Source organism: Bordetella petrii (genome assembly GCF_000067205.1).
Taxonomy (GTDB): Bacteria; Pseudomonadota; Gammaproteobacteria; order Burkholderiales; family Burkholderiaceae_B; genus Bordetella_A; species Bordetella_A petrii.
Genome location: NC_010170.1, coordinates 754,424 through 780,007 on the forward strand (window position 1 = coordinate 754,424; position 25,584 = coordinate 780,007).

Below are 25,584 nucleotides of genomic sequence, written 5' to 3' on the forward strand. Positions count from 1 at the left end.
CACAAGCTGCAAAAATCGTGTTAAGATTTCGGGCTTCGCAGTTAGCAATGTTGTTCGGGTTAACCCTTACAAATTGTGGGCTTGGCGAAGCGAAGTTGGCAAGAGCAGTAAGCAGGAGCGAGTCGGTCAAAGCAGTGATGCTGATTTGACAGGGTCAAAAAAAGGCCTCATAATCTCGTTTCTGTGCTGATCGAACTGCACCGCAGCGATCGGCAAGCGCAGTATCTCGTTCTTTAACAACAAAACAACCGATAAGTGTGGGCGCTTGAGTGATGCGGCCGCGCGGTCTTTTTCGAAAGGCTGCGAGCCAAAGAGAAATCAGGCGCTCACATAGAAGTGAAGTACCAAGAATGTCAAACAGAGATGTTGGATCATTCAAGGAACCTCATTTTCTTTGAGCGAAGTGCCGCTGCTTCGGCAGTGGTGCGCGAACTACAGAGATTGAACTGAAGAGTTTGATCCTGGCTCAGATTGAACGCTAGCGGGATGCTTTACACATGCAAGTCGAACGGCAGCGCGGACTTCGGTCTGGCGGCGAGTGGCGAACGGGTGAGTAATGTATCGGAACGTGCCCAGTAGCGGGGGATAACTACGCGAAAGCGTAGCTAATACCGCATACGCCCTACGGGGGAAAGCGGGGGACCTTCGGGCCTCGCACTATTGGAGCGGCCGATATCGGATTAGCTAGTTGGTGGGGTAAAGGCCTACCAAGGCGACGATCCGTAGCTGGTTTGAGAGGACGACCAGCCACACTGGGACTGAGACACGGCCCAGACTCCTACGGGAGGCAGCAGTGGGGAATTTTGGACAATGGGGGCAACCCTGATCCAGCCATCCCGCGTGTGCGATGAAGGCCTTCGGGTTGTAAAGCACTTTTGGCAGGAAAGAAACGGCTCTGGCTAATACCTGGGGCAACTGACGGTACCTGCAGAATAAGCACCGGCTAACTACGTGCCAGCAGCCGCGGTAATACGTAGGGTGCAAGCGTTAATCGGAATTACTGGGCGTAAAGCGTGCGCAGGCGGTTCGGAAAGAAAGATGTGAAATCCCAGGGCTTAACCTTGGAACTGCATTTTTAACTACCGGGCTAGAGTGTGTCAGAGGGAGGTGGAATTCCGCGTGTAGCAGTGAAATGCGTAGAGATGCGGAGGAACACCGATGGCGAAGGCAGCCTCCTGGGATAACACTGACGCTCATGCACGAAAGCGTGGGGAGCAAACAGGATTAGATACCCTGGTAGTCCACGCCCTAAACGATGTCAACTAGCTGTTGGGGACTTCGGTCCTTGGTAGCGCAGCTAACGCGTGAAGTTGACCGCCTGGGGAGTACGGTCGCAAGATTAAAACTCAAAGGAATTGACGGGGACCCGCACAAGCGGTGGATGATGTGGATTAATTCGATGCAACGCGAAAAACCTTACCTACCCTTGACATGTCTGGAATGCCGAAGAGATTTGGCAGTGCTCGCAAGAGAACCGGAACACAGGTGCTGCATGGCTGTCGTCAGCTCGTGTCGTGAGATGTTGGGTTAAGTCCCGCAACGAGCGCAACCCTTGTCATTAGTTGCTACGAAAGGGCACTCTAATGAGACTGCCGGTGACAAACCGGAGGAAGGTGGGGATGACGTCAAGTCCTCATGGCCCTTATGGGTAGGGCTTCACACGTCATACAATGGTCGGGACAGAGGGCTGCCAACCCGCAAGGGGGAGCCAATCCCAGAAACCCGATCGTAGTCCGGATCGCAGTCTGCAACTCGACTGCGTGAAGTCGGAATCGCTAGTAATCGCGGATCAGCATGTCGCGGTGAATACGTTCCCGGGTCTTGTACACACCGCCCGTCACACCATGGGAGTGGGTTTTACCAGAAGTAGTTAGCCTAACCGCAAGGGGGGCGATTACCACGGTAGGATTCATGACTGGGGTGAAGTCGTAACAAGGTAGCCGTATCGGAAGGTGCGGCTGGATCACCTCCTTTAAGAGCGAAGGCGGCATGGCTTGAAGCGTCCACGCTTATCGGTTGTTGAAATGTGTAGCGAGGGATCGGTTGTGAGCGTGGGGTGCGGGAGAGATCCTCTGCCGTGCTGCGATCCTGACTGCTGATCCGAAGAGGGTTTTGGGTCTGTAGCTCAGTCGGTTAGAGCACCGTCTTGATAAGGCGGGGGTCGTTGGTTCGAATCCAACCAGACCCACCAGGTATCTGCGCAGGAGGTGGTGGTGGCCGCAAGGTTGCTGTCGTGATTGCGGCGGGTATGGGGGTGTAGCTCAGCTGGGAGAGCGCCTGCTTTGCAAGCAGGATGTCATCGGTTCGATCCCGTTCACCTCCACCAACGACGTTTGCGAGAGTCCAACGGCGAGTGCTGCGAGTCAGTGCTGGGCGTTGGGTTTTAGGACCCGATGGAAGGCTATACATAGTTCTTTAACAAAGTGGAAGAAGCACAACGAAAGTGTGTTCATGTAGTAATTGGCGCGAGCCGATGAAAAATGAGCACGGGTTGTGATTGCATAGATTTAGTTCCAAGTCTCAAGGTCTGGCGGCAGTATTGTCAGAGCTGCTTTGAAACTTATGAACGGCACAAACGCGAAACATATCAGCGTCCTATAAGACGGTAGTGTTATAGGATCAAGCGACTAAGTGCATATGGTGGATGCCTTGGCGATCACAGGCGAAGAAGGACGTGGTAGCCTGCGAAAAGCTGCGGGGAGCTGGCAAACAAGCTTTGATCCGCAGATGTCCGAATGGGGAAACCCACTGCGCAAGCAGTATCCCTGGCTGAATACATAGGCCAGTGGAGGCGAACCGGGTGAACTGAAACATCTCAGTAGCTCGAGGAAAAGACATCAACCGAGATTCCGAAAGTAGTGGCGAGCGAAATCGGAGTAGCCTTTACGATTTAGCCAATCAGGTAGTCGAACGGGATGGAAAGCCCGGCCGTAGCAGGTGATAGCCCTGTAGACGAAATCTGGCTGGTGGAACTAGGCGTAAGAGAAGTAGGGCGGGACACGTGAAATCCTGTCTGAAGATGGGGGGACCATCCTCCAAGGCTAAATACTCGTGATCGACCGATAGTGAACCAGTACCGTGAGGGAAAGGCGAAAAGAACCCCGGAAGGGGAGTGAAATAGATCCTGAAACCGTATGCATACAAACAGTCGGAGCCTCTTTATGGGGTGACGGCGTACCTTTTGTATAATGGGTCAGCGACTTACATTCAGTGGCGAGCTTAACCGAATAGGGAAGGCGTAGCGAAAGCGAGTCCGAATAGGGCGAATCAGTCGCTGGGTGTAGACCCGAAACCAGATGATCTACCCATGGCCAGGTTGAAGGCACGGTAACACGTGCTGGAGGACCGAACCCACTAGTGTTGAAAAACTAGGGGATGAGCTGTGGATAGGGGTGAAAGGCTAAACAAATCTGGAAATAGCTGGTTCTCTCCGAAAACTATTTAGGTAGTGCCTCAAGTATGACTGCGGGGGGTAGAGCACTGTTATGGCTAGGGGGTCATGGCGACTTACCAAACCATGGCAAACTCCGAATACCCGCAAGTCCAGCTTGGGAGACAGAGCACCGGGTGCTAACGTCCGGACTCAAGAGGGAAACAACCCAGACCGCCAGCTAAGGTCCCGAATTATCGCTAAGTGGGAAACGAAGTGGGAAGGCATAGACAGTCAGGAGGTTGGCTTAGAAGCAGCCATCCTTTAAAGAAAGCGTAATAGCTCACTGATCGAGTCGTCCTGCGCGGAAGATGTAACGGGGCTCAAGCGATAAACCGAAGCTGCGGGTGTGTACTTTGTACACGCGGTAGGAGAGCGTTCTGTAAGCCTGCGAAGGTGGCTTGTAAAGGCTGCTGGAGGTATCAGAAGTGCGAATGCTGACATGAGTAGCGATAAAGGGGGTGAAAAGCCCCCTCGCCGTAAGTCCAAGGTTTCCTGCGCAACGTTCATCGGCGCAGGGTGAGTCGGCCCCTAAGGCGAGGCAGAGATGCGTAGCTGATGGGAAGCTGGTTAATATTCCAGCACCGTCGTACAGTGCGATGGGGGGACGGATCGCGGAAGGTCATCAGGGTGTTGGATGTCCCTGTTGCTGCATTGGAGAAGGCGCTTTAGGCAAATCCGGGCGCGAAATTCAAGGGTGTGGCACGAGCGAGCAAGTCTCGCGAAGTGATTGGAAGTGGTTCCAAGAAAAGCCTCTAAGCTTCAGCTGTACGAGACCGTACCGCAAACCGACACAGGTGGACGGGATGAATATTCCAAGGCGCTTGAGAGAACTCAGGAGAAGGAACTCGGCAAATTGATACCGTAACTTCGGGAGAAGGTATGCCCCGGTAGGGTGATGCGCCTGCGCGCAGAGCTTGAAGGGGCCGCAGAGAATCGGTGGCTGCGACTGTTTATTAAAAACACAGCACTCTGCCAAGACGAAAGTCGACGTATAGGGTGTGACGCCTGCCCGGTGCCGGAAGGTTAAGTGATGGGGTGCAAGCTCTTGATCGAAGCCCCGGTAAACGGCGGCCGTAACTATAACGGTCCTAAGGTAGCGAAATTCCTTGTCGGGTAAGTTCCGACCTGCACGAATGGCGTAACGATGGCCACACTGTCTCCTCCTGAGACTCAGCGAAGTTGAAGTGTTTGTGATGATGCAATCTACCCGCGGCTAGACGGAAAGACCCCATGAACCTTTACTGTAGCTTTGCATTGGACTGTGAACCGGCCTGTGTAGGATAGGTGGGAGGCGCAGAAACCGAGTCGCCAGATTCGGTGGAGCCGACCTTGAAATACCACCCTGGTTTGTTTGCGGTTCTAACCTTGGTCCGTTATCCGGATTGGGGACAGTGCATGGTAGGCAGTTTGACTGGGGCGGTCTCCTCCCAAAGCGTAACGGAGGAGTTCGAAGGTACGCTAGGTACGGTCGGAAATCGTGCTGATAGTGCAATGGCATAAGCGTGCTTGACTGTGAGACTGACAAGTCGAACAGGTGCGAAAGCAGGACATAGTGATCCGGTGGTTCTGAATGGAAGGGCCATCGCTCAACGGATAAAAGGTACTCTGGGGATAACAGGCTGATACCGCCCAAGAGTTCATATCGACGGCGGTGTTTGGCACCTCGATGTCGGCTCATCTCATCCTGGGGCTGTAGCCGGTCCCAAGGGTATGGCTGTTCGCCATTTAAAGAGGTACGTGAGCTGGGTTTAAAACGTCGTGAGACAGTTTGGTCCCTATCTGCCGTGGGCGTTGGATACTTGACGGAGCCTGCTCCTAGTACGAGAGGACCGGAGTGGACGTACCTCTGGTGTACCGGTTGTCATGCCAATGGCATTGCCGGGTAGCTAAGTACGGAAGAGATAACCGCTGAAGGCATCTAAGCGGGAAACTCGTCTGAAGATTAGGTATCCCGGGGGCTAGACCCCCCTGAAGGGTCGTTCGAGACCAGAACGTTGATAGGTCGGGTGTGGAAGCGCAGTAATGCGTTGAGCTAACCGATACTAATTGCCCGTGCGGCTTGATCCTATAACTCTGCGGGTTTTGTAGACCTGGTATGAGCGCGTAGCGATACAAGTGCCGTTCCAACAACTTTCTTCACAACCCCTGCGCAACTTCAACCTTGCCCAGGTCGCTGTGCTTCTTCCCAATTCGGTGGCGTTGCGCCTGACCGCAACGCCCCAACCAGCTACGCTTGACGACCATAGCAAGGTGGACCCACTCCTTCCCATCCCGAACAGGACAGTGAAACGCCTTCGCGCCGATGATAGTGGACTTCCCGTCTGTGAAAGTAGGTCATCGTCAGGCTCTTATCCCCCAAAACCCCAGCACCCTTCGTGCTGGGGTTTTGTCTTTGTGGCTACCAGTTTCGCTTGACGAACGGCAGCGTCGCGACATCGCCACAACCTGTTTAAGGGGTGGCCGACAGGCCGCGTTCAGGTGCCTTTGTGCGGTAAGATTGGCTAAATCTATTCGATGGAGCGGTTATCGTGAGCGATCCCCAGATTCCCCAATCCAGCATGTCGCCCGATTTGCGCACGCTGACCCACGTGGCCTATGGCCTGTACGCCCTGGGCTTCCTTACCGGCGGCTTCCTGGGCATTGCCACCCTGGCGGCCGTGGTGCTCATGTACGTCAAGCGCGCCGATACCGCCGGCACCATGTACGCTGCCCACTTCGACTGGCTGCTGCGCACTTTCTGGTGGGCCTTGCTGTGGCTGGCCATCAGTGCCATCGCCACGCTGATTTTCATCGGCTGGATCGGCCTGGCGGCCACGGTCGTGTGGGTGCTGTATCGCCTTATCAAAGGCTGGCTGGCCCTGCTGGAGGGCACCGCGCCCACGCCCTACGCTTGAGCCGGACACCCGCCATGCAAAAAGGCTGACCAGTGTGGTCAGCCTTTTTTCGTTTGGGGTAGCTGCTCTGGGGGAACAACTTGTCGGGCCGGGCGGGGCCCGCGCGGTAACGCGTTCTACGGAAAGGAGCGGGCCTGGATGGCCCTGCGCAGCCCGCGCTGGCACGCATGCGCGGCGCCGGAAGCAGGGACGTACGGGGTACGCCCTTTGCCTGCTTTACTTCAGGTGGGCGTTGACCAGCTTGGTCAGTTCGAACATGGTGACTTGATCTTTGCCGAAGATCGGACGCAGCTTGGCGTCGGCATTGATGTTGCGCTTGTTGCTGGCGTCTTGCAGGTTGTGCTTTTTGATGTATTCCCAGATCTTTTTGGTGACCTCGGTGCGCGGCACGGCTTCGGAACCGATGACGGCGGCCAGCTCGGCGCTGGGGGTCAGGGGTTTCATGAATGCGGCATTCGGCTTGCGTGCGGTCGCGGGTTTGGAGGTTGTAGCCATAATACGGCGCTCCTTCTCTGGCTGTTGGAAAAATTGTCCTGCGGGCGGAGCATAACGTGTCTCCCCAGCAAAGACAAAGCCATTTATGCTCTGTAGCAACTAAAATGGGGACTTCAACACCCCCGATCAAGGTGTGTAACCGCACATGTACGCAAGATCTGCGCTGGAGTCTATCCGGCTATTCCATGACGAATTAACGGCCTTGCGCCGCGATCTTCACGCTCATCCTGAACTGGGCTTCGAAGAGGTGCGCACCTCTGGCATCGTGGCGGGCGCGCTCGAGGCGCTGGGCCTGGAGGTGCATCGCGGCATCGGGAAAACCGGCGTGGTCGGGGTAATTCGCGGGCGCGGCAACGATAGCGGCCGCATGATCGGGCTGCGCGCCGACATGGACGCCCTGCCCATGACCGAAGACAACGACTTCGGGTACAAGTCCAGCAAGTCGGGCCTGATGCACGGTTGTGGGCATGACGGCCACACTGCCATCCTGATAGGCGCGGCGCGCTACCTGGCGCAAACCCGCAATTTCGATGGCACGGCCGTGCTGATCTTCCAGCCCGCCGAAGAAGGGCGCGGCGGCGCCAAGGCCATGATGGAAGATGGCTTGTTCGACACTTTTCCGTGCGACGCCATCTATGCCCTGCACAATTGGCCTGGCCTGAAACCGGGCACGGTGGGCATCAACCCGGGCCCCATGATGGCGGCTGCCGACCGTTTCGAGATCACCATTACTGGCCGCGGCGGCCATGGCGCCCATCCGTACCAGACCATCGACCCGGTGACGATCGCCGGACACGTGATCACGGCGCTGCAGACCATCGTGTCGCGCAACGTGAACCCGCTGGATTCGGCAGTGCTGTCGATCGGTTCGCTGCAGGCCGGCCACCCTGGCGCGATGAGCGTGATTCCGCGCGAGGCCAAGATGGTCGGCACGGTGCGCACGTTCCGCAAGTCGGTGCAGGAGATGGTCGAGACGCGCATGCGTGAACTGGTCGGCGCGGTGGCGGCCGGTTTCGGCGCCACCGCCGAGATCGAGTACCAGCGCATTTACCCGGCCACGCTGAACACGCCGCAGCACGCCAACCTGGTGGCCGACATCGCCACTGACCTGGTGGGCAAAGAAAATGTGGTGCGCGACCTGGTGCCGTCGATGGGCTCGGAAGATTTTTCGTTCATGCTGCAAGCCCGGCCCGGCGCCTATTTTCGACTTGGGCAGGGCGGCGCCGAATCCGGTTGCGTGTTGCATAATTCGCGCTTCGACTTCAATGACGCCGTGATTCCGCTGGGTAGCGCCATGTTCTGCGCGCTGGCCGAGCGCGGCATGCCCCTGGCCGAGTAAACCGCCACTGTTCCCTGTTCATGTCTTCTGCCCAGAATCCCACGCAACTCACCATTACCCGTCCCGACGACTGGCACTTGCACCTGCGCGACGGCGCGGCGCTGCAGGCTGTGGCGGGCGACAGCGCGCGCCAGTTCGCGCGCGCGATCATCATGCCCAATCTGCGTCCGCCGGTGACCACCACCGGGCAGGCTCTGGCCTACCGGCAACGCATCGAGGCCGCCTTGGCCCAGCGCGACGACCTTCCGGCGTTCACGCCCCTGATGACGCTCTACCTGACTGACAACACGCCGGCCGAAGAAATCGTTCGCGCGCATGAGTCGGGCCAGGTGCATGCGGTGAAGCTGTACCCGGCTGGCGCCACTACCAACTCGGACGCTGGCGTGACCGATCTGCTGGGCAAATGCGGCAAGGCCCTGCAGGCCCTGGAGCGCTGCGGCATGCCGCTGCTGGTGCATGGCGAAGTCACCGATCCCGGGATCGACGTATTCGACCGCGAGGCGGTGTTCATCGAACGCGTCATGCAGCCGTTGCGCAAGGCGTATCCTGGCCTGAAGGTGGTGTTCGAGCACATCACGACCAAAGACGGCGCGGAATATGTGCGCGATGCCGACGGCCCGATCGGCGCGACGATTACGCCGCAGCACATGCTATATAACCGCAACGCCATTTTCACGGGCGGCGTGCGGCCGCACTGGTACTGCCTGCCGATTCTGAAGCGGGAAGTGCATCGCCAGGCGCTGGTAGAGGCCGCGACCAGCGGCAACCCGCGGTTTTTCCTGGGCACCGACAGCGCGCCGCATGCGCGCGGCCTGAAAGAGCATGCCTGCGGCTGCGCCGGCTGCTATACCGCCTTGCACGCCATGGAGCTGTACGCCACGGCGTTCGAGCGGGCGGGGCGGCTGGACCGGCTGGAAGGCTTCGCCAGTTTCCATGGCCCCGACTTCTACGGCCTGCCGCGCAACACCGACACCCTGACGCTGCGGCGCGAGCCGTTCGTCATTCCCGAAGAAGTTCCGTTCGGCGACACATCGCTGGTGCCGCTGGCGGCAGGCGAGTCGCTGGAGTGGCGCATGGCGTAGCCAGCGCGGGCAAGAGCGCAGGCGCGGGCCAACGGCCGCGCCCGCGGCTCAGGTATCGGCCCGCCGGCTTTCCAGCAGTTCCCAGCGCGCGAATTTTTCTTCCAGTTCGGTATCCAGCGCGGCCAGTTCTTTGTTGATGCGCTCGACTTCGGCCGGCGCGTCGCGATACAGGCTGCCATCGGCCAGTTGGGCCGACAGCGCGGCTTGGCGGGCTTCGATGCCGGCGATGGCATCCGGCAGTTCTTCAAGTTCGCGCAATTCCCACGCGCTGAGCCGGGCCACCCGGGCCGGGCGCGCGCGAGGCGCCGGCGCAACCGCGGCTTCGGTTCCGGCATCCGCCGCGCGTGCGGGCTTGGCCGCGGTTGCGGCCGGAGCAGGGCGCTGCGCGACCCATTCGTCGTAGCCGCCCACGTAGTCGCGCCAGCGGCCCTCGCCCTCGCTGGCGATCGTCTGGGTGACCACGTTGTTCAAGAAGGCGCGGTCGTGGCTGACCAGCAGCACGGTGCCGGCGTATTCCTGCAGCAGTTCTTCGAGTAGTTCGAGCGTTTCGATGTCCAGGTCGTTGGTGGGCTCGTCGAGCACCAGCACGTTGGCCGGGCGCGCGAACAACCGCGCCAGCAAGAGCCGCGCGCGCTCGCCGCCGGACAGGCTGCGCACCGGCGAGCCAGCGCGTGCCGGCGAAAACAGGAAGTCGCCCAGGTAGCTCATGACGTGCTTGCGCGCGCCGCCGATCTCGACCCATTCGCTGCCCGGGCTGATGACATCGGCCAGCGTGGCGTCTTCATCGAGCTGCGCGCGCATCTGGTCGAAGTAGGCCACGGCGACATTGGTGCCCAGGCGCGTCGAGCCGTTGTCGGGCGCCAGTTCGCCCAGGATGAGCTTGAGCAGCGTGGTCTTGCCCGCGCCGTTGGGACCCACGATGCCGATGCGGTCGCCGCGCAGTATCGTGGTGCTGTAGTCGCGCACCACGATCTTGTCGCCGAAGGCCTTGTCGACGTTTTTCAGTTCGGCCACCAGCTTGCCCGACCGCTGGCCTTCGGCCAGGGCCAGGCTGACGTTGCCCATGCGCTCGCGGCGCTCGGCGCGTTCGACGCGCAGCCGCTCCAGCCGCCGCACCCGGCCTTCGTTGCGCGTGCGGCGCGCCTCGATGCCTTTGCGAATCCAGACTTCTTCCTGGGCCAGCAGTTTGTCGAAGCGCTCTTGTTCAAGGCGTTCGGATTCCAGCCACTGCGCCTTGCGTTCTTGCCATTGCGAGAAGTTGCCAGGAAAACTGAGCAGGCGGCCACGGTCGAGTTCGACAATGCGCGTGGCGACGGCGTCGAGAAAGCGGCGATCGTGGGTGATGATGACCGCGGCGCCCTTCCAGTTGCGCAGCAGTTCTTCCAGCCAGGCGATGCCGTCGAAGTCCAGGTGGTTGGTAGGCTCGTCGAGCAGCAGCAGATCGGGTTCGTCGACCAGCGCGCGCGCCAGCGCCACCCGCTTGCGCATGCCGCCGGACAAGCCGGCGACGGGCGCATCGGCCGGCAGCCCGAGGCGCTCGAGGGCCGCCCGCACGCGCGCCGGCCGTTGCCAGTCTTCGTGGTCGTCGCCAATGGCATGCACCACGTCGAATACGGTCAAGGCGTCGTCGAGCAGGGGCTCTTGCTCGACCGTGGCCACGCGCAGGCCGGACAGGCGCGCCAGGTCGCCGTCGTCGGGCTGGGCCCGGCCGTCGAGCAGGCGCAGCAGCGACGACTTGCCGGCGCCATTGCGGCCGATGAGGCCGATGCGTTCGCCGGCCTGGATGGTGAAGTCAGCGTGATCGAGCAGCGCGTGGTGGCCGTAGGCCAGTTGCACGCCGGTAAGGGTAATGAGGGTTGCCGAAGCCATGAATGAGAGACTGCCTATTGCGGTGCAACCCATATTGTCGCAGGAAGCGCACCGATGGCCGCTGTACTAAAATGACAGCGCAAGACAGGCCGGGCAATCGCGGTGGATGCAAATCCGTCGAGGAAGGTCCGGACTCCACAGGGCAGGGTAGCGGCTAACGGCCGTCCGGCCGTGCCGGCAGGCTTGCCTGCAGGCACGACCGAGGAACAGGGCCACAGAGACGAGTCTGCGGGGCGGGCGCGCCAGTCGCGCACCGGCACGGCCATCTCCGTGCCGCGCGGTCCGGCAACGGGCGGCGGCATCGCAGGGTGAAACGCGGCAACCTCTATCCGGAGCAACACCAAATAGGCATGTGTGGGCCCCTGGGCCCGAAGGGCGGCCCGCCCGAGCATGCGGGTAGGTGGCTACAGCGGTCCAGCAATGGCCCGCGCAGAGGAATGATTGCCCGCCGGGTTCGCCCGGCGTACAGAATCCGGCCTACAGGCCTGTCTTGCAACTGAATCCGGGCCTTATGGCCGGTCTTGCCACGACAAGACCGAACGTAAACAATGAAAAGGCGCCCCGCGCGGGCCACTTCTGAAGAAGGACTTTTAATTGTTACCGCAACCCCCTGATTTATCAGGGGGTTTTTATTTTCCAAAATCGCGGAAGTGCTCTAAGTCCTTGTTGTGATTGAAAAAATTGCAACCGTGCGCTTGACCCCGTTTGCCCATTACCGTAGAGTGGGAAAAAGTAGGAAATTGTGCAATTAAGTGGGGTGAATGTGGTGTTTCAGGGAAGCAGCGCGCTGACGCTCGATGCCAAGGGACGGATCTCGATTCCGACCCGGCATCGTGACGCGCTGATCGCGCAGGCCGAAGGCCGGCTGACCCTGACCCGCCACCCTGACGGCTGCCTGCTGGTGTATCCGCGGCAAGAGTGGGAAAAGAAGCGCGAGCAGATCGCCGCCTTCCCCATGTCTGCCCGCGCGCTCCAGCGGTTGCTGCTGGGCAACGCCCAGGACGTCGAACTCGACGGATCTGGCCGGGTGCTCATCGCGCCTGAACTGCGCAACGCTTCCGGTATGACGCGCGACGTGATGCTGCTCGGTATGGGCGCGCACTTCGAGCTCTGGGATGCCGCTTCCCTGGCCCGCCGCGAGGCGGAAGACCTGGCTCAGGGGATGCCGGACGTGTTGAACCAGTTTTCGTTCTGAAACCGAGTATGGAATTCGAACATCGGCCCGTGCTGCTGGCGCCGACGGTGGATGCGTTGCTGCTGGCTGATTTCGCCGGCAAGGGCGCGGCACGGTCGGGTCGGCAGGATGGCGCGCAGGCCGATGCAAGGGCGCAGCGCGGGGTGTTCGTCGACGGCACCTTCGGGCGTGGCGGCCACAGCCGCGAGCTGTTGCGGCGGCTGGGTCCCGAGGCACGGCTGGTGGTGTTCGACAAAGATCCCCAGGCGATCGCGGTGGCCAACGAATTGGCCGCTGGCGATGCCAGGGTGACAGTGGTGCACGGCGGTTTTGCCGCCATGCGCGAAGAATTGGCGGCGCGCGGTATCGAGTCGATCGATGGCGTGATGCTGGACCTGGGGGTGTCGTCCCCTCAGTTGGATGACGCCGGGCGGGGCTTTTCGTTCATGCGCGAAGGCCCGCTCGACATGCGAATGGATACGACCCGCGGCCCGACGGTGGCGGATTGGCTGGCGCAAGCCAGCGTGGATGAAATGCGGGAGGTCATAGCAGATTATGGCGAAGAACGGTTTGCTTTTCAGGTTGCAAAGGCGATTGCTGCTCGCCGCGCAACACGGCCGCTGCGCACCACGCTCGAGCTTGCCGAGTGCGTCGCCAGCGCCGTCCGCACGCGCGAAAAGGGGCAGCATCCGGCCACACGCACCTTTCAGGCTCTACGGATTTACATCAATCGGGAACTCGAAGAGCTCTCGCGCGCCCTCGCGTCAGCTCTAGAGCTGCTTGCCCCGGGGGGGAGGTTGGCGGTGATCAGCTTTCATTCGCTTGAAGACCGCATGGTCAAGCAGTGCATCGCGGCGGCGGCCAGGCCGGCCGTCGCGCATGCGCGCCTGCCCCTGCGCGAAAGCGAATTGCCGCAGCCGCTGTACCGCTCTCTGGGCCGCGTCCAGGCCGACGACGAGGAAATTGCCGGCAACGCCCGGGCTCGCTCGGCCGTGCTGCGCGTAGCCGAACGCACCACGGAACCGCTGGGCGCTGATGGCGCGGCCGCGTTCGTGCCGGCCATGCGCGTGCCGGGTGAAGCCGCCCCGGCGCGGCGCGGCGCTCGACGGAGGCCGCACTGATGGGACGCACCGCTTTGCTTCTGGCCGCCCTGCTGATGCTGTCGGCGATTTCGCTGGTTACCAGCCGGTACCAGTCGCGCCAACTGTTCATTGAGCTCGACCGCAGCAATGCCCAGGCCCGCACGCTGGACACCGACTGGCGCCGCCTGCAGCTCGAGCGCGCCGAGCTGGCGCGCAACGCCCGCGTGGACCACGCCGCTCGCGCGGACCTGAAAATGATTCCCATCGTGCCCGACCGCACGTTGTACCTGAACCAGCCGCCAATCCCGGCTGCCGGAGGCGCGCAATGAAGCGCGTGCCGTTCTTCGACAACCCGGTGCTGCGCGGGCAGTTGCCCACCTGGCGTGCGCGCCTGGTGCTGCTGATGCTGTTCGGCGGTTTCGCCGTGCTGGCCGGGCGCGCCCTGTACTTGCAGGGCCTGTCTACCGAATTTCTGCAACAGCAGGGCGAGCGCCGCTATGAGCGCACCCTGACCCTGTCGGCCACCCGCGGCAAGATCCTGGACCGCAATGGCGTCGTGCTGGCCTCGAGCGTGCCGGCACGCGCCATCTGGGCCATTCCCGAGGACGTCAAGCCCGCCACCGGCGCACAGCTGGCCGACCTGGCCAAGCTGCTGGAAACTTCGGTGGCCGATCTGCGCGGCCGGCTGGCCGACGAAGACCGCAACTTCGTGTACCTGAAGCGCCAGGTGCCCATGGAAGTCGCCGACCAGATCAAGAAACTGGACGTGCCGGGCATTCACCAGCAGCCCGAAACGCGCCGCTACTACCCCGATGGCGAAGTCACGGCCCACCTGGTGGGCTTTACCAGCATCGAGGACAAAGGCCAGGAAGGCGTGGAGCTGGCGTTCAACGACCTGCTGTCCGGCACGCCGGGCAGCCGCCGGGTCATCAAGGACCGGCTGGGCCGCGTCATTGAAGACGTGCAGGCAGTGACCCTGCCGGTCAATGGCCGCGACTTGAACTTGTCGATCGATGCCCGGCTGCAGTACCTGGTGTTTCGCGAGCTGAACGAAGCCATGCAGAAGCACCAGGCCGGCGCGGCCAGCGCCATTGTCATGGACGTGCATACCGGCGAGATCCTGGCCCTGGCCAGCCTGCCCACTTTCGATCCGAACCGCCGCGAGACCTTCCACGCGCCCAATCTGCGCAACCGCGCCATCACCGATACGTTCGAGCCAGGCTCGATCATGAAGCCGTTTACCGCCGCGCTGGCGCTCGACCTGGGCCGCATCAATGCCAGCACGCAATTCGAGACGGGCAATGGCGCGCTCCGCTACCAGGGCTCCACCATCCACGACGTCAGTCGCAACGGCACGTTGAACGTGGCCGGCGTGTTGCGCCGGTCCAGCAACATCGGCATGACGCTGATCTCGGAAAAGCTCGAATCGCGCGAAATGTGGGAGCGCTTCACCGAGCTGGGCTTCGGCCGCGCGCCGCAACTGGGGTTCCCCGGCGCGGCGCCGGGGCGCCTGCGCCCCTGGGATCGCTGGCGCCTGATCGAAAAAGCCACAATGGCCTACGGGTACGGGTTGTCGGTGTCGCTGTTGCAGGTGGCGCGCGCCTACACGGTGTTTGCCCGCGACGGCGACATGGTGTCGCCCACCCTGGTCAAGCGCGACAGCGATCCCACCAGCGTCAAGGTGTATAGCCCCAAGGTGGCGCAGCTGATTCGTTCCATGCTCGAGGCCGCGGCAGGCCCTGACGGCGCCAAGGCGGCGCAAGTGCAAGGCTACCGGGTGGCGGGCAAGAGCGGCACCGCGCGCAAGATCGTCGACGGCAAATACAGCACCCAGCGCTACCGCAGTTCGTTCGTCGGTTTCGCGCCGGTATCCAATCCGCGCATCGTCGTGGCCGTGTCCATCGACGAGCCCAAGGTTGGCGGGTACTACGGCGGGGCCATCGCCGCGCCGGTGTTTTCGACCATTGTGGGTGGCAGCCTGCGCATGATGGGCGTGCAGCCCGATGCGCCGTTCGAGTCCACGATTGTGGCCGGCGTGCAGGAGACTTCGCGATGAGCACGGTCCGTCCTCTCGCCGCCGCGGCCGCCGATGCGCTGGCCTGGCTGCGCGCGCGCGTGGCGGCCGGCGCACATTTGCGGCTGGATTCGCGCGACGTGGCGGCGGGCGATGTGTTTGTTGCCTGCTCCGGCGGTTCGGCAGACGGCCGCGCGTTCATCGGCCAGGCCCTGGCGCGCGGCGCGGCCGCGGTGCTGTGCCAGGCGCCGGCGCCGGGCGATGTGGCCACCGACGCGCGCGTGCGCGCCGTGCCCGACCTGCGCGAGTTGCTGGGCGAACTGGCCGACGACTGGTACGGCCGCCCTTCGGCTGCCCTGAGCGTGGTCGCGGTTACCGGCACCAATGGCAAGACTTCCTGCGTCCAATGGGTGGCCCAGACGCTGACCGATGCCGGCAAGCCCTGCGGCAGCATCGGCACCCTGGGCGCCATGTTGCCGGACGGACGCACGCTGGGCGGTGAACTGACCACACCGGACGTGCTGAGCATGCACCGCATCCTGGCTGCCATGCGCGCCGCCGGCGCCCAGGCAGTGGCGCTGGAGGCCTCGTCTATCGGCATCGAGCAGGGCCGGCTGGACGGCGTGCGCATTGCCGTGGCCGGCTTCACGAACCTGACGCGCGACCATCTCGACTACCACGGCTCGATGGAGCGCTACGAGCAAGCCAAGGCGCGCTTGTTCCAATGGCCCGGCCTGGCCGCGGCTGTCATCAATGCCGACGATGCGGCCGGCGAGCGCCTGCTGCGCACGCTGCCGCGCGGCCTGGCGCTGGGCTACACCCAGCAGGATGTACCCACGGCCTTCCAGGCGCGCGAACTGCAGGCCACGGCGCACGGCCAGGTGTTTACGTTGGCCACGCCCGACGGCGAAGCGCAGGTGGTGACGTCGCTGCTGGGCCGTCACAACGTATCGAACCTGCTGCTGGTTGCCGGCGTGCTGTACAAGCTGGGTTGGCCGTTGGCGCAGCTTGCCCGCGCGCTGGCCGCTACCCGGCCGGTTGCCGGCCGCCTGCAGGTGGTCTCGCCGCTGCCCTTGCGCGCCCTTGGGGCCACGGGCCGGGGGCCGCTGGTCGTGGTTGATTATTCCCATACGCCCGACTCGCTGGCTAGGGCCTTGGCGGCTCTGCGGCCGGTGGCCGACGCGCGCGGCGGCCGGCTGGTGTGCCTGTTCGGCTGCGGTGGCGAGCGCGACACGGGCAAGCGCCCGGAAATGGGCCGCATTGCCGCCGATCTGGCCGACAAGATCACGGTGTCCAGCGACAACCCGCGCGGCGAAGATCCGGCCGCCATCATCGCGCAGATCGTTGCCGGTATTCCGCGTGGCGCGCGCCTGCAGGTCGAGGCCGACCGCGCGCGCGCCATCATGCAGACCATCTGGGCCGCCGACCCGGATGACGTCGTCCTGCTGGCAGGCAAGGGCCACGAAACCTACCAGGACGCGGGTGGCGTCAAGCTGCCCTTCGATGACCGGGAATGGGCGCGGCTGGCTCTGTTGCTGCCGCACGCCGGGGCGCTGTCCACCGATACCCGCAGCATCGGCGCCAACGAAGTGTTCCTGGCGCTGACTGGCGAGCAGTTCGACGGCCATGCCTATCTGGCGCAGGCCGAGTCCGCTGGCGCATGCGCGGCCATCGTGGCGCATCCGGTCGATGGCGCGTCGCTGCCGCAGCTGGTGCTGGGCGACACGCGCCAGGCGCTGCAGCGCATCGGCGCGGCATGGCGCGCTCGCTACTCGCTGCCGGTGATCGGCGTGGCGGGCAGCAACGGCAAGACCACTACTAAAGAAATGATTGCAGCCATCCTGGCCGACTGGCAGGGTGAGGCGGGTCGCCTGGCCACGGCGGGCAACTTCAACAACGACATCGGCGTGCCTCTGACGCTGCTGCGCCTGCGCGCACAGCATCGCGCCGCGGTGATCGAGCTGGGCATGAACCATCCCGGCGAAATCGCGGTGCTGGCCGCTTTGGCCGCGCCCTCGGTCGCCCTGGTCACCAATGCCCAGCGCGAGCACCAGGAGTTCATGCATTCGGTCGAGGCCGTGGCGCAAGAAAATGGCGCCAGCATCGAGGCCCTGCCGGAAGACGGCGTGGCGGTGTTCCCTGGCGACGATCCGCACTGCGGCATCTGGGAAGCCCAGGCCGGCGCTCGCCGCGTGCTGCGCTTCGGGCTGCAGCCGGGGTTGGACGTTTATGCCGAGCAGATCGACGCCACGCCGCACGATACGCGCTGCCGTGTGGTCACGCCGGCTGGTAGCGCCGACCTGGTCTTGCCGGTGGCGGGCCTGCACAACCTGCGCAACGCGCTGGCGGCCATCGCCGCGGCCCTGGCCGCGGGCGCGCCGCTGGCCGGCGCCGTACGGGCGCTGTCGGCCTTCAGCGCGGTGGCCGGACGCATGCAGCGCCAGACGCTGGACGACGGCACGATACTGATCGACGACACCTACAACGCCAACCCGGATTCGGTGCGCGCGGCGGTGGACGTGCTGGCTCGGCTGCCGGCGCCACGGGCCCTGGTGCTGGGCGACATGGGCGAAGTGGGCGACAACGGGCCGGCCATGCATCGTGAGGTGGGCGAGTACGCCCGCCAGCACGGCATCGATACGCTGTACACGCTGGGCGAGGCCAGCCGCGACAGTGCGGCCGCATTTGGCCCGGGCGCGCTGGCTTGCGCGTCGGTTGATGAAATCGTGGCGGCGCTGCGTGGCGCGCGGCCAGCCAGCTTATTGGTGAAAGGTTCGCGCTTTATGCGCATGGAGCGGGTGGTGAAGGTGCTGGTGACCAACAATAACAAGACGACGGCCGAGCGCCAGGGAGATCCGCATGCTGCTTGAAATCGCCCGTTGGCTGTCCGACGACGTGCGCGCGATCGGCGTGCTGGAATACATCACCATGCGGGCGGTGCTGGCCTGCGCCACCGCGTTGCTGATCGGCCTGGTGGCGGGCCCGCGCGTGATACGCAAGCTGACCGAAATGAAGATCGGCCAGGCGGTGCGCGCCTATGGCCCCGAGTCGCATCTGGTCAAGACCGGCACGCCCACCATGGGCGGCGCGCTGATCCTGATCGCGGTTGCCATCAGCACGCTGTTGTGGGCCGACTGGACCAACCGCTTCGTGTGGGTCGTGCTGCTGGTGACCTTCGGCTTCGGGTGGATAGGCTGGATGGACGACTACCGCAAGGTGGTCTATCGCGACCCGGAGGGCATGCCGGCCCGGCAGAAATTCTTCTGGCAGGCCACCATTGGCCTGGTGGCGGCGGTGTACCTGGCCTTCGCGGTTTCGGCGCCGGCCAACACCGAACTGTGGCCCTTGTTCAAGGCCTGGGTGAGCAGCGGCTTTGCCATGCCCTTGCCGACCCGCGCCGACCTGATCGTGCCGTTCTTCAAGTCGGTCAGTTATCCGCTGGGCGTGCTGGGGTTCGTGGCGTTGACCTGGGCGGTGATCGTGGGCACCAGCAATGCCGTGAACCTGACTGACGGCCTGGACGGCCTGGCCATCATGCCCACCGTCATGGTGGGCAGCGCGCTGGGCATCTTCGCCTACGTGGTCGGCCGGGTCGACTATTCCAAGTACCTGCTGTTCCCGTACATACCCGGCGCCGCCGAATTGATGGTGCTGTGCGCGGCCATCGCGGGCGCCGGCCTGGCGTTCCTGTGGTTCAACGCCTACCCGGCCCAGGTGTTCATGGGCGACGTGGGCGCGCTGGCGCTGGGCGGCGCGCTGGGCACTATCGCGGTGATCGTGCGGCAGGAAATCGTGCTGTTCATCATGGGCGGCGTGTTCGTGGTCGAGACGCTGTCAGTAATGATGCAAGTGACCTGGTTCAAGTACACCAAGCGCAAGTACGGCCAGGGGCGGCGCATTTTCCGCATGGCGCCGCTGCACCACCATTTTGAAGTCGGCGGCTGGAAAGAAACCCAGGTCGTCGTGCGTTTCTGGATCATCAGCATGATGCTGGTGCTGATCGGCCTTTCCACCTTGAAGTTGCGATGAACAGTTCCGAAACCCCTCGTGCCGACGCGCCGCTTGTCCTGATCCTGGGATTGGGCGAGACGGGCGTGGCTGCCGCGCGCTGGTGCGCCCGGCAAGGGGCTGCCCTGCGCGTGGCCGATACCCGTGCCGAGCCCGGCGGGCTGGCGGCCGTGCGCGCCGCGCTGGCCGATGCGCAGGTCGATTACCGCCTGGGTTGCGGCGAGGCCTTCGATGCCGCGCTGCTCGATGGGGTTTCACAATTGGTATTGAGCCCCGGCCTGGCGCCCGGGCAGGCGCCGGCCCGCGACCTGCTGGAGCAGGCCGCCGCGCGCGGCGTCGAGGTAGTGGGCGAGATCGAACTGTTTGCCCGCGCCCTGGCCGAACTGGCCGAGTCCCGCGATTACCGGCCGCGTCTGCTGACCGTGACCGGCACCAACGGCAAGACCACCGTCACCGCCTTGACCCGCCAGCTGGTCGAGGCCGGCGGCATGACAGTACGCGCCGCCGGCAACATAGGCCCGGCCGCGCTGGCCGCGCTGATCGATGCGCTGGATGCTGACGACCTGCCGCAGGTGTGGGTGCTGGAGCTGTCCAGCTTCCAGCTCGAGACCACCCGCAGCCTGATGGCCGATGCCGCTGTCGTGCTCAACGTGACGCAAGACCATCTGGACTGGCACGGCGGCATGGACGCCTATGCGCAGGCCAAGGCGCGCCTGCTGAAGATGGCGCGCGTCTCGATCGTCAACCGCGACGACCCGCGCGTGGCCGGCATGGTCGAGGCGCTACCCGCCATGGACGTACGCAGTTTCGGCCGCGACCTGCCGGAACTGGTGGGCGACATGGGTTTGGAGCTGGGCCAGGGCATGGCCTGGCTGGTGGCCTGCGAGCCCAATGATTTCGACGAACCCGCGCCGCCCGCGCGGCGCAAGAAAGACGCCCCGCCGCCGCGCCGCGGCGCCGGGCGCATCAGCCGGCTGATGCCGCTCGACGCGCTGCGTATCCGCGGCCAGCACAACGGCCTGAATGCCCTGGCGGCGCTGCAGCTGGCGCGCGTGCTGAATATCGGCTGGGGCCCGATGCTGCGCGCCTTGCGCGAGTACACCGGCGAACCCCATCGCGCCGAGTTCGTGCGCACGATTGGCGAGGTCGACTACATCAACGACAGCAAGGGCACTAACGTGGGCGCCACAGTGGCGGCCCTGGAAGGACTGGGCCAGCCGGTGGTGCTGATCGCGGGCGGCCTGGGCAAGGGGCAGGATTTCTCGCCGCTGGCGCCCGTGGTGACCCGCCATGCGCGCGCCGTGGTGCTGATCGGCACCGACGGGCCCGAGATCGGCCGGGTGCTGGCCGATACGGGCGTGCCCTGCGTAGCCGCGCAAGACATGCGCGACGCGGTGCGCCGTGGCGCCGAGCTGGCGCAGCCGGGCGACGCGGTGCTGCTGTCGCCGGCCTGCGCCAGCATGGACATGTTCCGCAATTACCCGCATCGCGGCGCGGTGTTCGCGGAAGAGGTCGAAGACCTGGCCCGCGACCGGGGAGAGGTGTGATGAGCCTGATCGCCGACCTGACCGCCAGCGTCAACGCCGTGCGCCCCGGGCGCACCCGCATGCGCAACTACGATGCGCCGCTGGTGCTGGCCGCCACCACGCTGTTGTTGCTCGGGTTGCTGATGGTGTATTCGGCTTCCATCGCGCTGGCCGACGGCCCGCGCTATGCCTCGTACGGCCGCTACTATTTCGTGCTGCGGCACGGCCTGTTCCTGTGCGCCGGACTGATGGCGGGCGCGGTGGTGCTGGTGGTGCCGATGCGGGTCTGGCAGCGGCTGGCGATGCCCGGCTTCATGGCGTCGCTGGCGCTGTTGGTGCTGGTGCTGATTCCCGGCGTGGGCCACGAAGTCAACGGCGCCCATCGCTGGATACCGCTGGGCCCCTTGAATTTTCAGCCGTCCGAACTGATGAAGCTGGCCGCGCTGCTGTATGCCGCCGACTACACGGTGCGCAAGCAAGAGCACATGCAGGCCTTCTCGCGCGGCTTCCTGCCGATGGCCTGCGCGCTGGGCGGGGTGGGCATGCTGCTGCTGCTCGAGCCCGACCTGGGCGCGTTCATCGTGATCGTGGCGATCGCCGTGGGCATCCTGTTTCTGGGCGGCATCAACGGCAAGTACTTCAGCAGCCTGCTGGCGGTGCTGGTCAGCACCTTCCTGGCGCTGATCTGGCTGTCGCCGTGGCGTCGCGCCCGCCTGTTCGCTTACCTGGACCCCTGGAACGACGCCAATGCGTACGGCAGCGCGTACCAGTTGTCGCACTCCCTGATCGCGCTGGGCCGTGGCGAATGGCTGGGCGTCGGCCTGGGCGCCAGCGTGGAAAAACTGCATTACCTGCCCGAGGCGCACACCGACTTCCTGATGGCGGTAGTGGGCGAAGAACTCGGCTTTGCCGGCGTGCTGCTCGTGATCATGCTGTTTGCCGTGCTGGTCCAGCGCGGCTTCGACATCGGCCGGCAGGCCATCGCCATGGAGCGCACGTTCGCCGGGCTGGTGGCGCACGGCGTGGCCATCTGGTTCGGCGTGCAGGCGTTCATCAATATGGGCGTGTGCCTGGGCCTGCTGCCCACCAAGGGGCTGACATTGCCTCTGATGAGCTATGGCGGCTCGGGCGTGGTGATGAACCTTTGCGGACTGGCCCTGATGCTGCGCGTGGACATCGAAAACCGCATCATGATGCGCGGAGGCCGCACATGAACGCGCCCACCGTTCTCATCATGGCTGGCGGCACCGGCGGGCACATCATGCCCGGGCTGGCGGTGGCCGACGTGCTGCGCGAGCGCGGCTGGCGCGTGCTGTGGCTGGGCAACCCCGACAAAATGGAAGGCCGGCTGGTGCCGCCGCGCGGCATCGACCTGGTGCCCATGCATTTCCAGGGTGTGCGCGGCCGCGGCGTGGCCGCCATGCTGAAACTGCCGTTCCTGCTGCTGCGCGCCTGCTCGCAGGCCTGGGGGCATCTGACGCGCGTGCGCCCCGATGTGGTGCTGGGCATGGGCGGCTATGTGGCCTTCCCGGGCGGCATGATGGCTGCCCTGCGCGGCCTGCCTCTGGTGGTGCATGAGCAGAACGCCGTGGCCGGCACGGCCAACCGCTGGCTGGCCCGCCTGGCGCGCCGCGTGCTGAGCGGCTTTCCCGATGTGCTGCCGCGCGGCGAAGTGCTGGGCAACCCGGTGCGCCGGGATGTGTGCGCGCTGCCCGGACCGGCGGACCGCTATGCGGGACGTACGGGTCCGCTGCGCATGCTGGTGGTGGGCGGCAGCCTGGGAGCGCACGCTTTGAATACGACCCTGCCGCGCGCCCTGGCCCTGATCGACCCGCAGGCGCGTCCGCAGGTCATTCACCAGGCTGGCGCGCAGCACCAGCAGTCCTTGCGCGAGGCCTATGCTCAGGCCGGCGTGCCGGCCGATTGCCGCGACTTCATTGAAGACATGGCGGACGCCATGGGCCAGGCCGATCTGCTGGTGTGCCGCGCCGGCGCCATGACGGTGGCTGAAGTCGCCGCGGCGGGCGTGGCCGCGCTGTTCGTGCCGTTCCCGCACGCCATCGACGACCACCAGACCGCCAATGCGCGCTTCCTGAGCGATGCGCAGGCTGCCTGGCTGTGCCCGCAGGGCGAACTGACTCCCGAGTGGCTGGCCGACTGGCTGCGCCAGCGCACCCGGCCCGAACTCCTGGCGGTGGCCGAACGGGCGCGCCAGCATGCGCGTCCCCAGGCGGCGGCCGATATCGCCGATGTCTGCGAACAGGCAGCGAGGCGTCCATCATGAAACACAGAATCCAGCATATTCATTTCGTCGGCATCGGCGGATCGGGCATGAGCGGCATTGCCGAGGTGTTGCTCAACCTGGGCTACACCATCAGCGGGTCCGACCTGCAGGAATCGGCTGTCACCCGCCGCCTGGCGGGCCTGGGCGCGCACGTGGCCATCGGCCACACGGCCGCCAACGTGGCGGGCGCTGGCGCCATCGTCACGTCCACCGCGGTGGCGGGCGACAACCCCGAGGTGATCGCCGCACGGGCTGCCGGCATTCCGGTGGTGCCGCGTGCCATCATGCTGGCCGAGCTGATGCGCCTGAAGCGCGGCATCGCCGTGGCTGGCACGCACGGCAAGACCACCACCACCAGCCTGGTGGCCAGCGTGCTGGCCGCCGGCGACCTGGACCCGACCTTCGTGATCGGCGGCCGCCTGACGTCGGCCGGCGCCAACGCGCGGTTGGGTCAAGGTGAGTACATCGTGGTCGAGGCCGACGAATCGGACGCCTCGTTCCTGAACCTGCTTCCGGTGATGGCCATCGTGACCAACATCGATGCCGATCACATGGACACCTACGGCCATGACGTCGCCCGGCTCAAGAGCGCGTTCATCGAGTTCACCCAACGCCTGCCGTTCTATGGCAGCGCGGTGTTGTGCGCCGATGACGCCAACGTGCGCGAGATCATGCCGTTCGTATCGCGGCCGATCACCACTTACGGACTGAGCCCCGACGCTCATGTGCGCGGCGAAAACGTGCAGGCCGACGGCACCCGCATGCGCTTCACGGTGCAGCGCCAGGACCGCGCCACGGCGCTGCCGCCGCTGGCCATCGAGCTGAATTTGCCGGGCCTGCACAACGTGCGCAACGCGCTGGCCGCGGTGGCCGTGGCCACCGAGCTGGGCGTGCCCGACGAGGCCATCGCCCAGGCGCTCGCCTCGTTCAAGGGGGTGGGGCGCCGCTTTACGCAAACCGGTGAATTTCCGGTGCCGGCTGCCCATGGCGGCGGCACGTTCACCCTGATCGACGACTATGGCCATCATCCCGTCGAGATGGCGGCCACCCTGGCAGCCGCGCGTGGCGCGTGGCCCGATCGGCGCATCGTGCTGGCGTTCCAGCCGCACCGCTACACCCGCACGCGCGATTGCTTCGAAGACTTCGTGCGCGTGCTGGGCGGCGCCGACGCGGTGCTGCTGACCGAAGTCTACGCGGCCGGCGAGCCGCCGCTGGTGGCGGCCGACGGCCGGGCGCTGGCACGCGCCCTGCGGGTGGCGGGCCGCATCGAGCCGGTGTTCGTCGAAGACGTGGCCGACCTGCCGCAAGCCGTGCTGGACTTCGTGCGCGACGGCGACGTGGTGGTGGTGATGGGTGCGGGCTCGATCAGCAAGGTGCCCGGCCTGGTGGGAGAACTGGCATGAACCAATCCGTGACCCGGCCCCGTCCCGACGCCAAGGCGCTGGGCAAAGTGGGCGTTCTGTACGGCGGCCGGTCGGCCGAGCGCGACGTTTCGCTGATGTCGGGCAAAGGCGTGCACCAGGCCCTGCTGTCGGCGGGCGTGGACGCCCACCTGTTCGACACCGGCGAGCGTACGCTGGCCGAGCTGGCGGCGGCCGGGTTCGACCGTGTATTCATTGCGCTGCATGGCCGCTACGGCGAAGACGGCACCTTGCAGGGCGCCCTGGAGCTGCTGGGCCTGCCCTATACGGGTAGCGGGCCCATGGCCTCCAGCTTGTCCATGGACAAGATCATGACCAAGCGCGTGTGGCTGCAGCACGGCCTGCGCACGCCTGCCTTCGAGGTGCTGGACGCACAGGCCGAACTGCGCACCGTGCCCGACCGGCTGGGGCTGCCGCTGATCCTGAAGCCGCCGCACGAGGGTTCGACCGTGGGCATCACCAAGGTGGCGGGCTATTCCGACATGAAAGAAGGCTACGCCCAGGCCGCCAAGTTCGACGACGAGGTGCTGGCCGAGCAGTTCATCGCCGGGCGCGAACTGACTGTGGCCGTGCTGGGCACGGGTGCCGCGGCGCACGCGCTGCCGGTGATCGAGATCGTGGCGCCTGGCGGCAATTACGACTACGAGCACAAATATTTTTCGGACGAGACTCAGTATTTTTGCCCTGCCGACCTGCCCGACGCGGTGGCCGCCGAGGTGGCCGACCTGGCGGTGCGCGCATATCGCGCACTGGGCTGCGCCGGCTGGGGACGTATCGACTTCATGCTGGACGCGGACAACCGCCCCTGGCTGCTGGAAGCCAATACCTCGCCCGGCATGACGAGCCATTCGCTGGTGCCCATGGCGGCCAAGGCCATAGGCATGAGCTACGCCGAATTATGTGTATCCATTGTGTCGGAGGCTGCATGCAAAGTGCACAGCCCCGCGCGCAACTCTTGACCGG

17 protein-coding genes, 2 tRNA genes, 3 rRNA genes and 1 other RNA gene are annotated in these 25,584 nt (G+C 64.5%); 20 read left to right on the forward strand and 3 right to left on the reverse strand.

The features are described from left to right. Window positions 1-154 precede the first annotated feature (154 nt). Window positions 155-379, reverse strand: a complete 225-nt coding sequence (locus BPET_RS26475) for a hypothetical protein (protein ID WP_151208934.1) — start codon at window positions 377-379, stop codon at window positions 155-157. A 64-nt stretch (window positions 380-443) separates the two neighbouring features. Here BPET_RS26475 and BPET_RS03425 point away from each other — a divergent pair. The 6 genes from BPET_RS03425 to BPET_RS03450 all read left to right on the forward strand — a co-directional run bounded on the left by BPET_RS03425 (window position 444) and on the right by BPET_RS03450 (window position 6,327). Next, window positions 444-1,974: ribosomal RNA gene (locus tag BPET_RS03425) — 16S ribosomal RNA — on the forward strand. Window positions 1,975-2,114: 140 nt separating this feature from the next. Continuing rightward, a tRNA-Ile gene (locus BPET_RS03430) sits at window positions 2,115-2,191 on the forward strand. Between the two features lie 59 nt (window positions 2,192-2,250). After that, window positions 2,251-2,326, forward strand: a tRNA-Ala gene (locus BPET_RS03435). 291 nt (window positions 2,327-2,617) lie between these two features. Next, window positions 2,618-5,500 (forward strand): 23S ribosomal RNA (locus BPET_RS03440). A 165-nt stretch (window positions 5,501-5,665) separates the two neighbouring features. Then, window positions 5,666-5,779, forward strand: a 5S ribosomal RNA gene (gene rrf / locus BPET_RS03445). The 16S, 23S and 5S rRNA genes sit together here with 2 tRNA genes alongside, the layout of an rRNA operon. A 212-nt stretch (window positions 5,780-5,991) precedes the next feature. Next, on the forward strand, window positions 5,992-6,327 hold the full coding sequence (locus BPET_RS03450) for a DUF4870 family protein (protein WP_050978313.1): 336 nt from the start codon (window positions 5,992-5,994) through the stop codon (window positions 6,325-6,327). Window positions 6,328-6,543: 216 nt separating this feature from the next. On the opposite strand, the gene BPET_RS03455 is transcribed toward BPET_RS03450, so the two are convergent. Next, window positions 6,544-6,822 (reverse strand): SWIB/MDM2 domain-containing protein, encoded by a 279-nt coding sequence (locus tag BPET_RS03455; protein WP_006217453.1) that lies wholly within the window; start codon window positions 6,820-6,822, stop codon window positions 6,544-6,546. A gap of 145 nt (window positions 6,823-6,967) precedes the next feature. On the opposite strand from BPET_RS03455, the gene BPET_RS03460 reads away from it, so the two are divergent. Continuing rightward, a complete protein-coding gene (locus BPET_RS03460) occupies window positions 6,968-8,161 on the forward strand; it encodes a M20 aminoacylase family protein (protein ID WP_012247702.1) in 1,194 nt (397 codons plus the stop codon). Between the two features lie 20 nt (window positions 8,162-8,181). Beyond that, a complete protein-coding gene (gene pyrC, locus BPET_RS03465; RefSeq protein ID WP_012247703.1) occupies window positions 8,182-9,243 on the forward strand; it encodes a dihydroorotase in 1,062 nt (353 codons plus the stop codon). 48 nt (window positions 9,244-9,291) lie between these two features. On the opposite strand, the gene BPET_RS03470 is transcribed toward pyrC, so the two are convergent. Then, window positions 9,292-11,112 carry an ATP-binding cassette domain-containing protein gene (locus tag BPET_RS03470; protein WP_041862676.1) on the reverse strand — a complete coding sequence of 607 codons (1,821 nt, stop codon included), beginning with the start codon at window positions 11,110-11,112 and terminating at the stop codon, window positions 9,292-9,294. An 81-nt stretch (window positions 11,113-11,193) separates the two neighbouring features. On the opposite strand from BPET_RS03470, the gene rnpB reads away from it, so the two are divergent. The 12 genes from rnpB (at window position 11,194) to BPET_RS03525 (ending at window position 25,580) form a co-directional block, all read left to right on the forward strand. Continuing rightward, window positions 11,194-11,608, forward strand: an RNA gene (rnpB, locus tag BPET_RS25625) — RNase P RNA component class A. 270 nt (window positions 11,609-11,878) lie between these two features. Continuing rightward, entirely contained in the window at window positions 11,879-12,307 is a 429-nt protein-coding gene (gene mraZ, locus BPET_RS03475; RefSeq protein WP_041863469.1) for a division/cell wall cluster transcriptional repressor MraZ, read from the forward strand. A gap of 8 nt (window positions 12,308-12,315) precedes the next feature. Next, window positions 12,316-13,407, forward strand: coding sequence for a 16S rRNA (cytosine(1402)-N(4))-methyltransferase RsmH (gene rsmH, locus BPET_RS03480; protein WP_012247706.1), 1,092 nt, complete (start codon window positions 12,316-12,318; stop codon window positions 13,405-13,407). Further along, window positions 13,407-13,697, forward strand: coding sequence for a cell division protein FtsL (ftsL, locus tag BPET_RS03485; protein WP_012247707.1), 291 nt, complete (start codon window positions 13,407-13,409; stop codon window positions 13,695-13,697). The genes rsmH and ftsL overlap by 1 nt, the downstream gene beginning before the upstream one ends. Next, complete coding sequence (locus BPET_RS03490; RefSeq protein ID WP_012247708.1) at window positions 13,694-15,424, forward strand: peptidoglycan D,D-transpeptidase FtsI family protein; 1,731 nt, start codon at window positions 13,694-13,696, stop codon at window positions 15,422-15,424. Before ftsL ends, BPET_RS03490 begins: the two co-directional genes overlap by 4 nt. Beyond that, window positions 15,421-18,252, forward strand: coding sequence for a bifunctional UDP-N-acetylmuramoyl-L-alanyl-D-glutamate--2,6-diaminopimelate ligase MurE/UDP-N-acetylmuramoyl-tripeptide--D-alanyl-D-alanine ligase MurF (murF, locus tag BPET_RS03495; protein ID WP_012247709.1), 2,832 nt, complete (start codon window positions 15,421-15,423; stop codon window positions 18,250-18,252). The genes BPET_RS03490 and murF overlap by 4 nt, the downstream gene beginning before the upstream one ends. After that, window positions 18,242-19,411 carry a phospho-N-acetylmuramoyl-pentapeptide-transferase gene (gene mraY, locus BPET_RS03500; RefSeq protein ID WP_012247710.1) on the forward strand — a complete coding sequence of 390 codons (1,170 nt, stop codon included), beginning with the start codon at window positions 18,242-18,244 and terminating at the stop codon, window positions 19,409-19,411. Before murF ends, mraY begins: the two co-directional genes overlap by 11 nt. Next, complete coding sequence (gene murD / locus BPET_RS03505; protein WP_012247711.1) at window positions 19,408-20,937, forward strand: UDP-N-acetylmuramoyl-L-alanine--D-glutamate ligase; 1,530 nt, start codon at window positions 19,408-19,410, stop codon at window positions 20,935-20,937. The genes mraY and murD overlap by 4 nt, the downstream gene beginning before the upstream one ends. After that, window positions 20,937-22,130: a putative lipid II flippase FtsW gene (gene ftsW / locus BPET_RS03510; RefSeq protein ID WP_012247712.1), complete on the forward strand. Its 1,194-nt coding sequence runs from the start codon at window positions 20,937-20,939 to the stop codon at window positions 22,128-22,130. The genes murD and ftsW overlap by 1 nt, the downstream gene beginning before the upstream one ends. Beyond that, window positions 22,127-23,200, forward strand: coding sequence for an undecaprenyldiphospho-muramoylpentapeptide beta-N-acetylglucosaminyltransferase (murG, locus tag BPET_RS03515; protein ID WP_012247713.1), 1,074 nt, complete (start codon window positions 22,127-22,129; stop codon window positions 23,198-23,200). Before ftsW ends, murG begins: the two co-directional genes overlap by 4 nt. Then, window positions 23,197-24,603, forward strand: coding sequence for a UDP-N-acetylmuramate--L-alanine ligase (murC, locus tag BPET_RS03520; RefSeq protein WP_012247714.1), 1,407 nt, complete (start codon window positions 23,197-23,199; stop codon window positions 24,601-24,603). The genes murG and murC overlap by 4 nt, the downstream gene beginning before the upstream one ends. Then, entirely contained in the window at window positions 24,600-25,580 is a 981-nt protein-coding gene (locus BPET_RS03525) for a D-alanine--D-alanine ligase (RefSeq protein WP_012247715.1), read from the forward strand. The genes murC and BPET_RS03525 overlap by 4 nt, the downstream gene beginning before the upstream one ends. The last annotated feature ends 4 nt before the right edge of the window (window positions 25,581-25,584 follow it).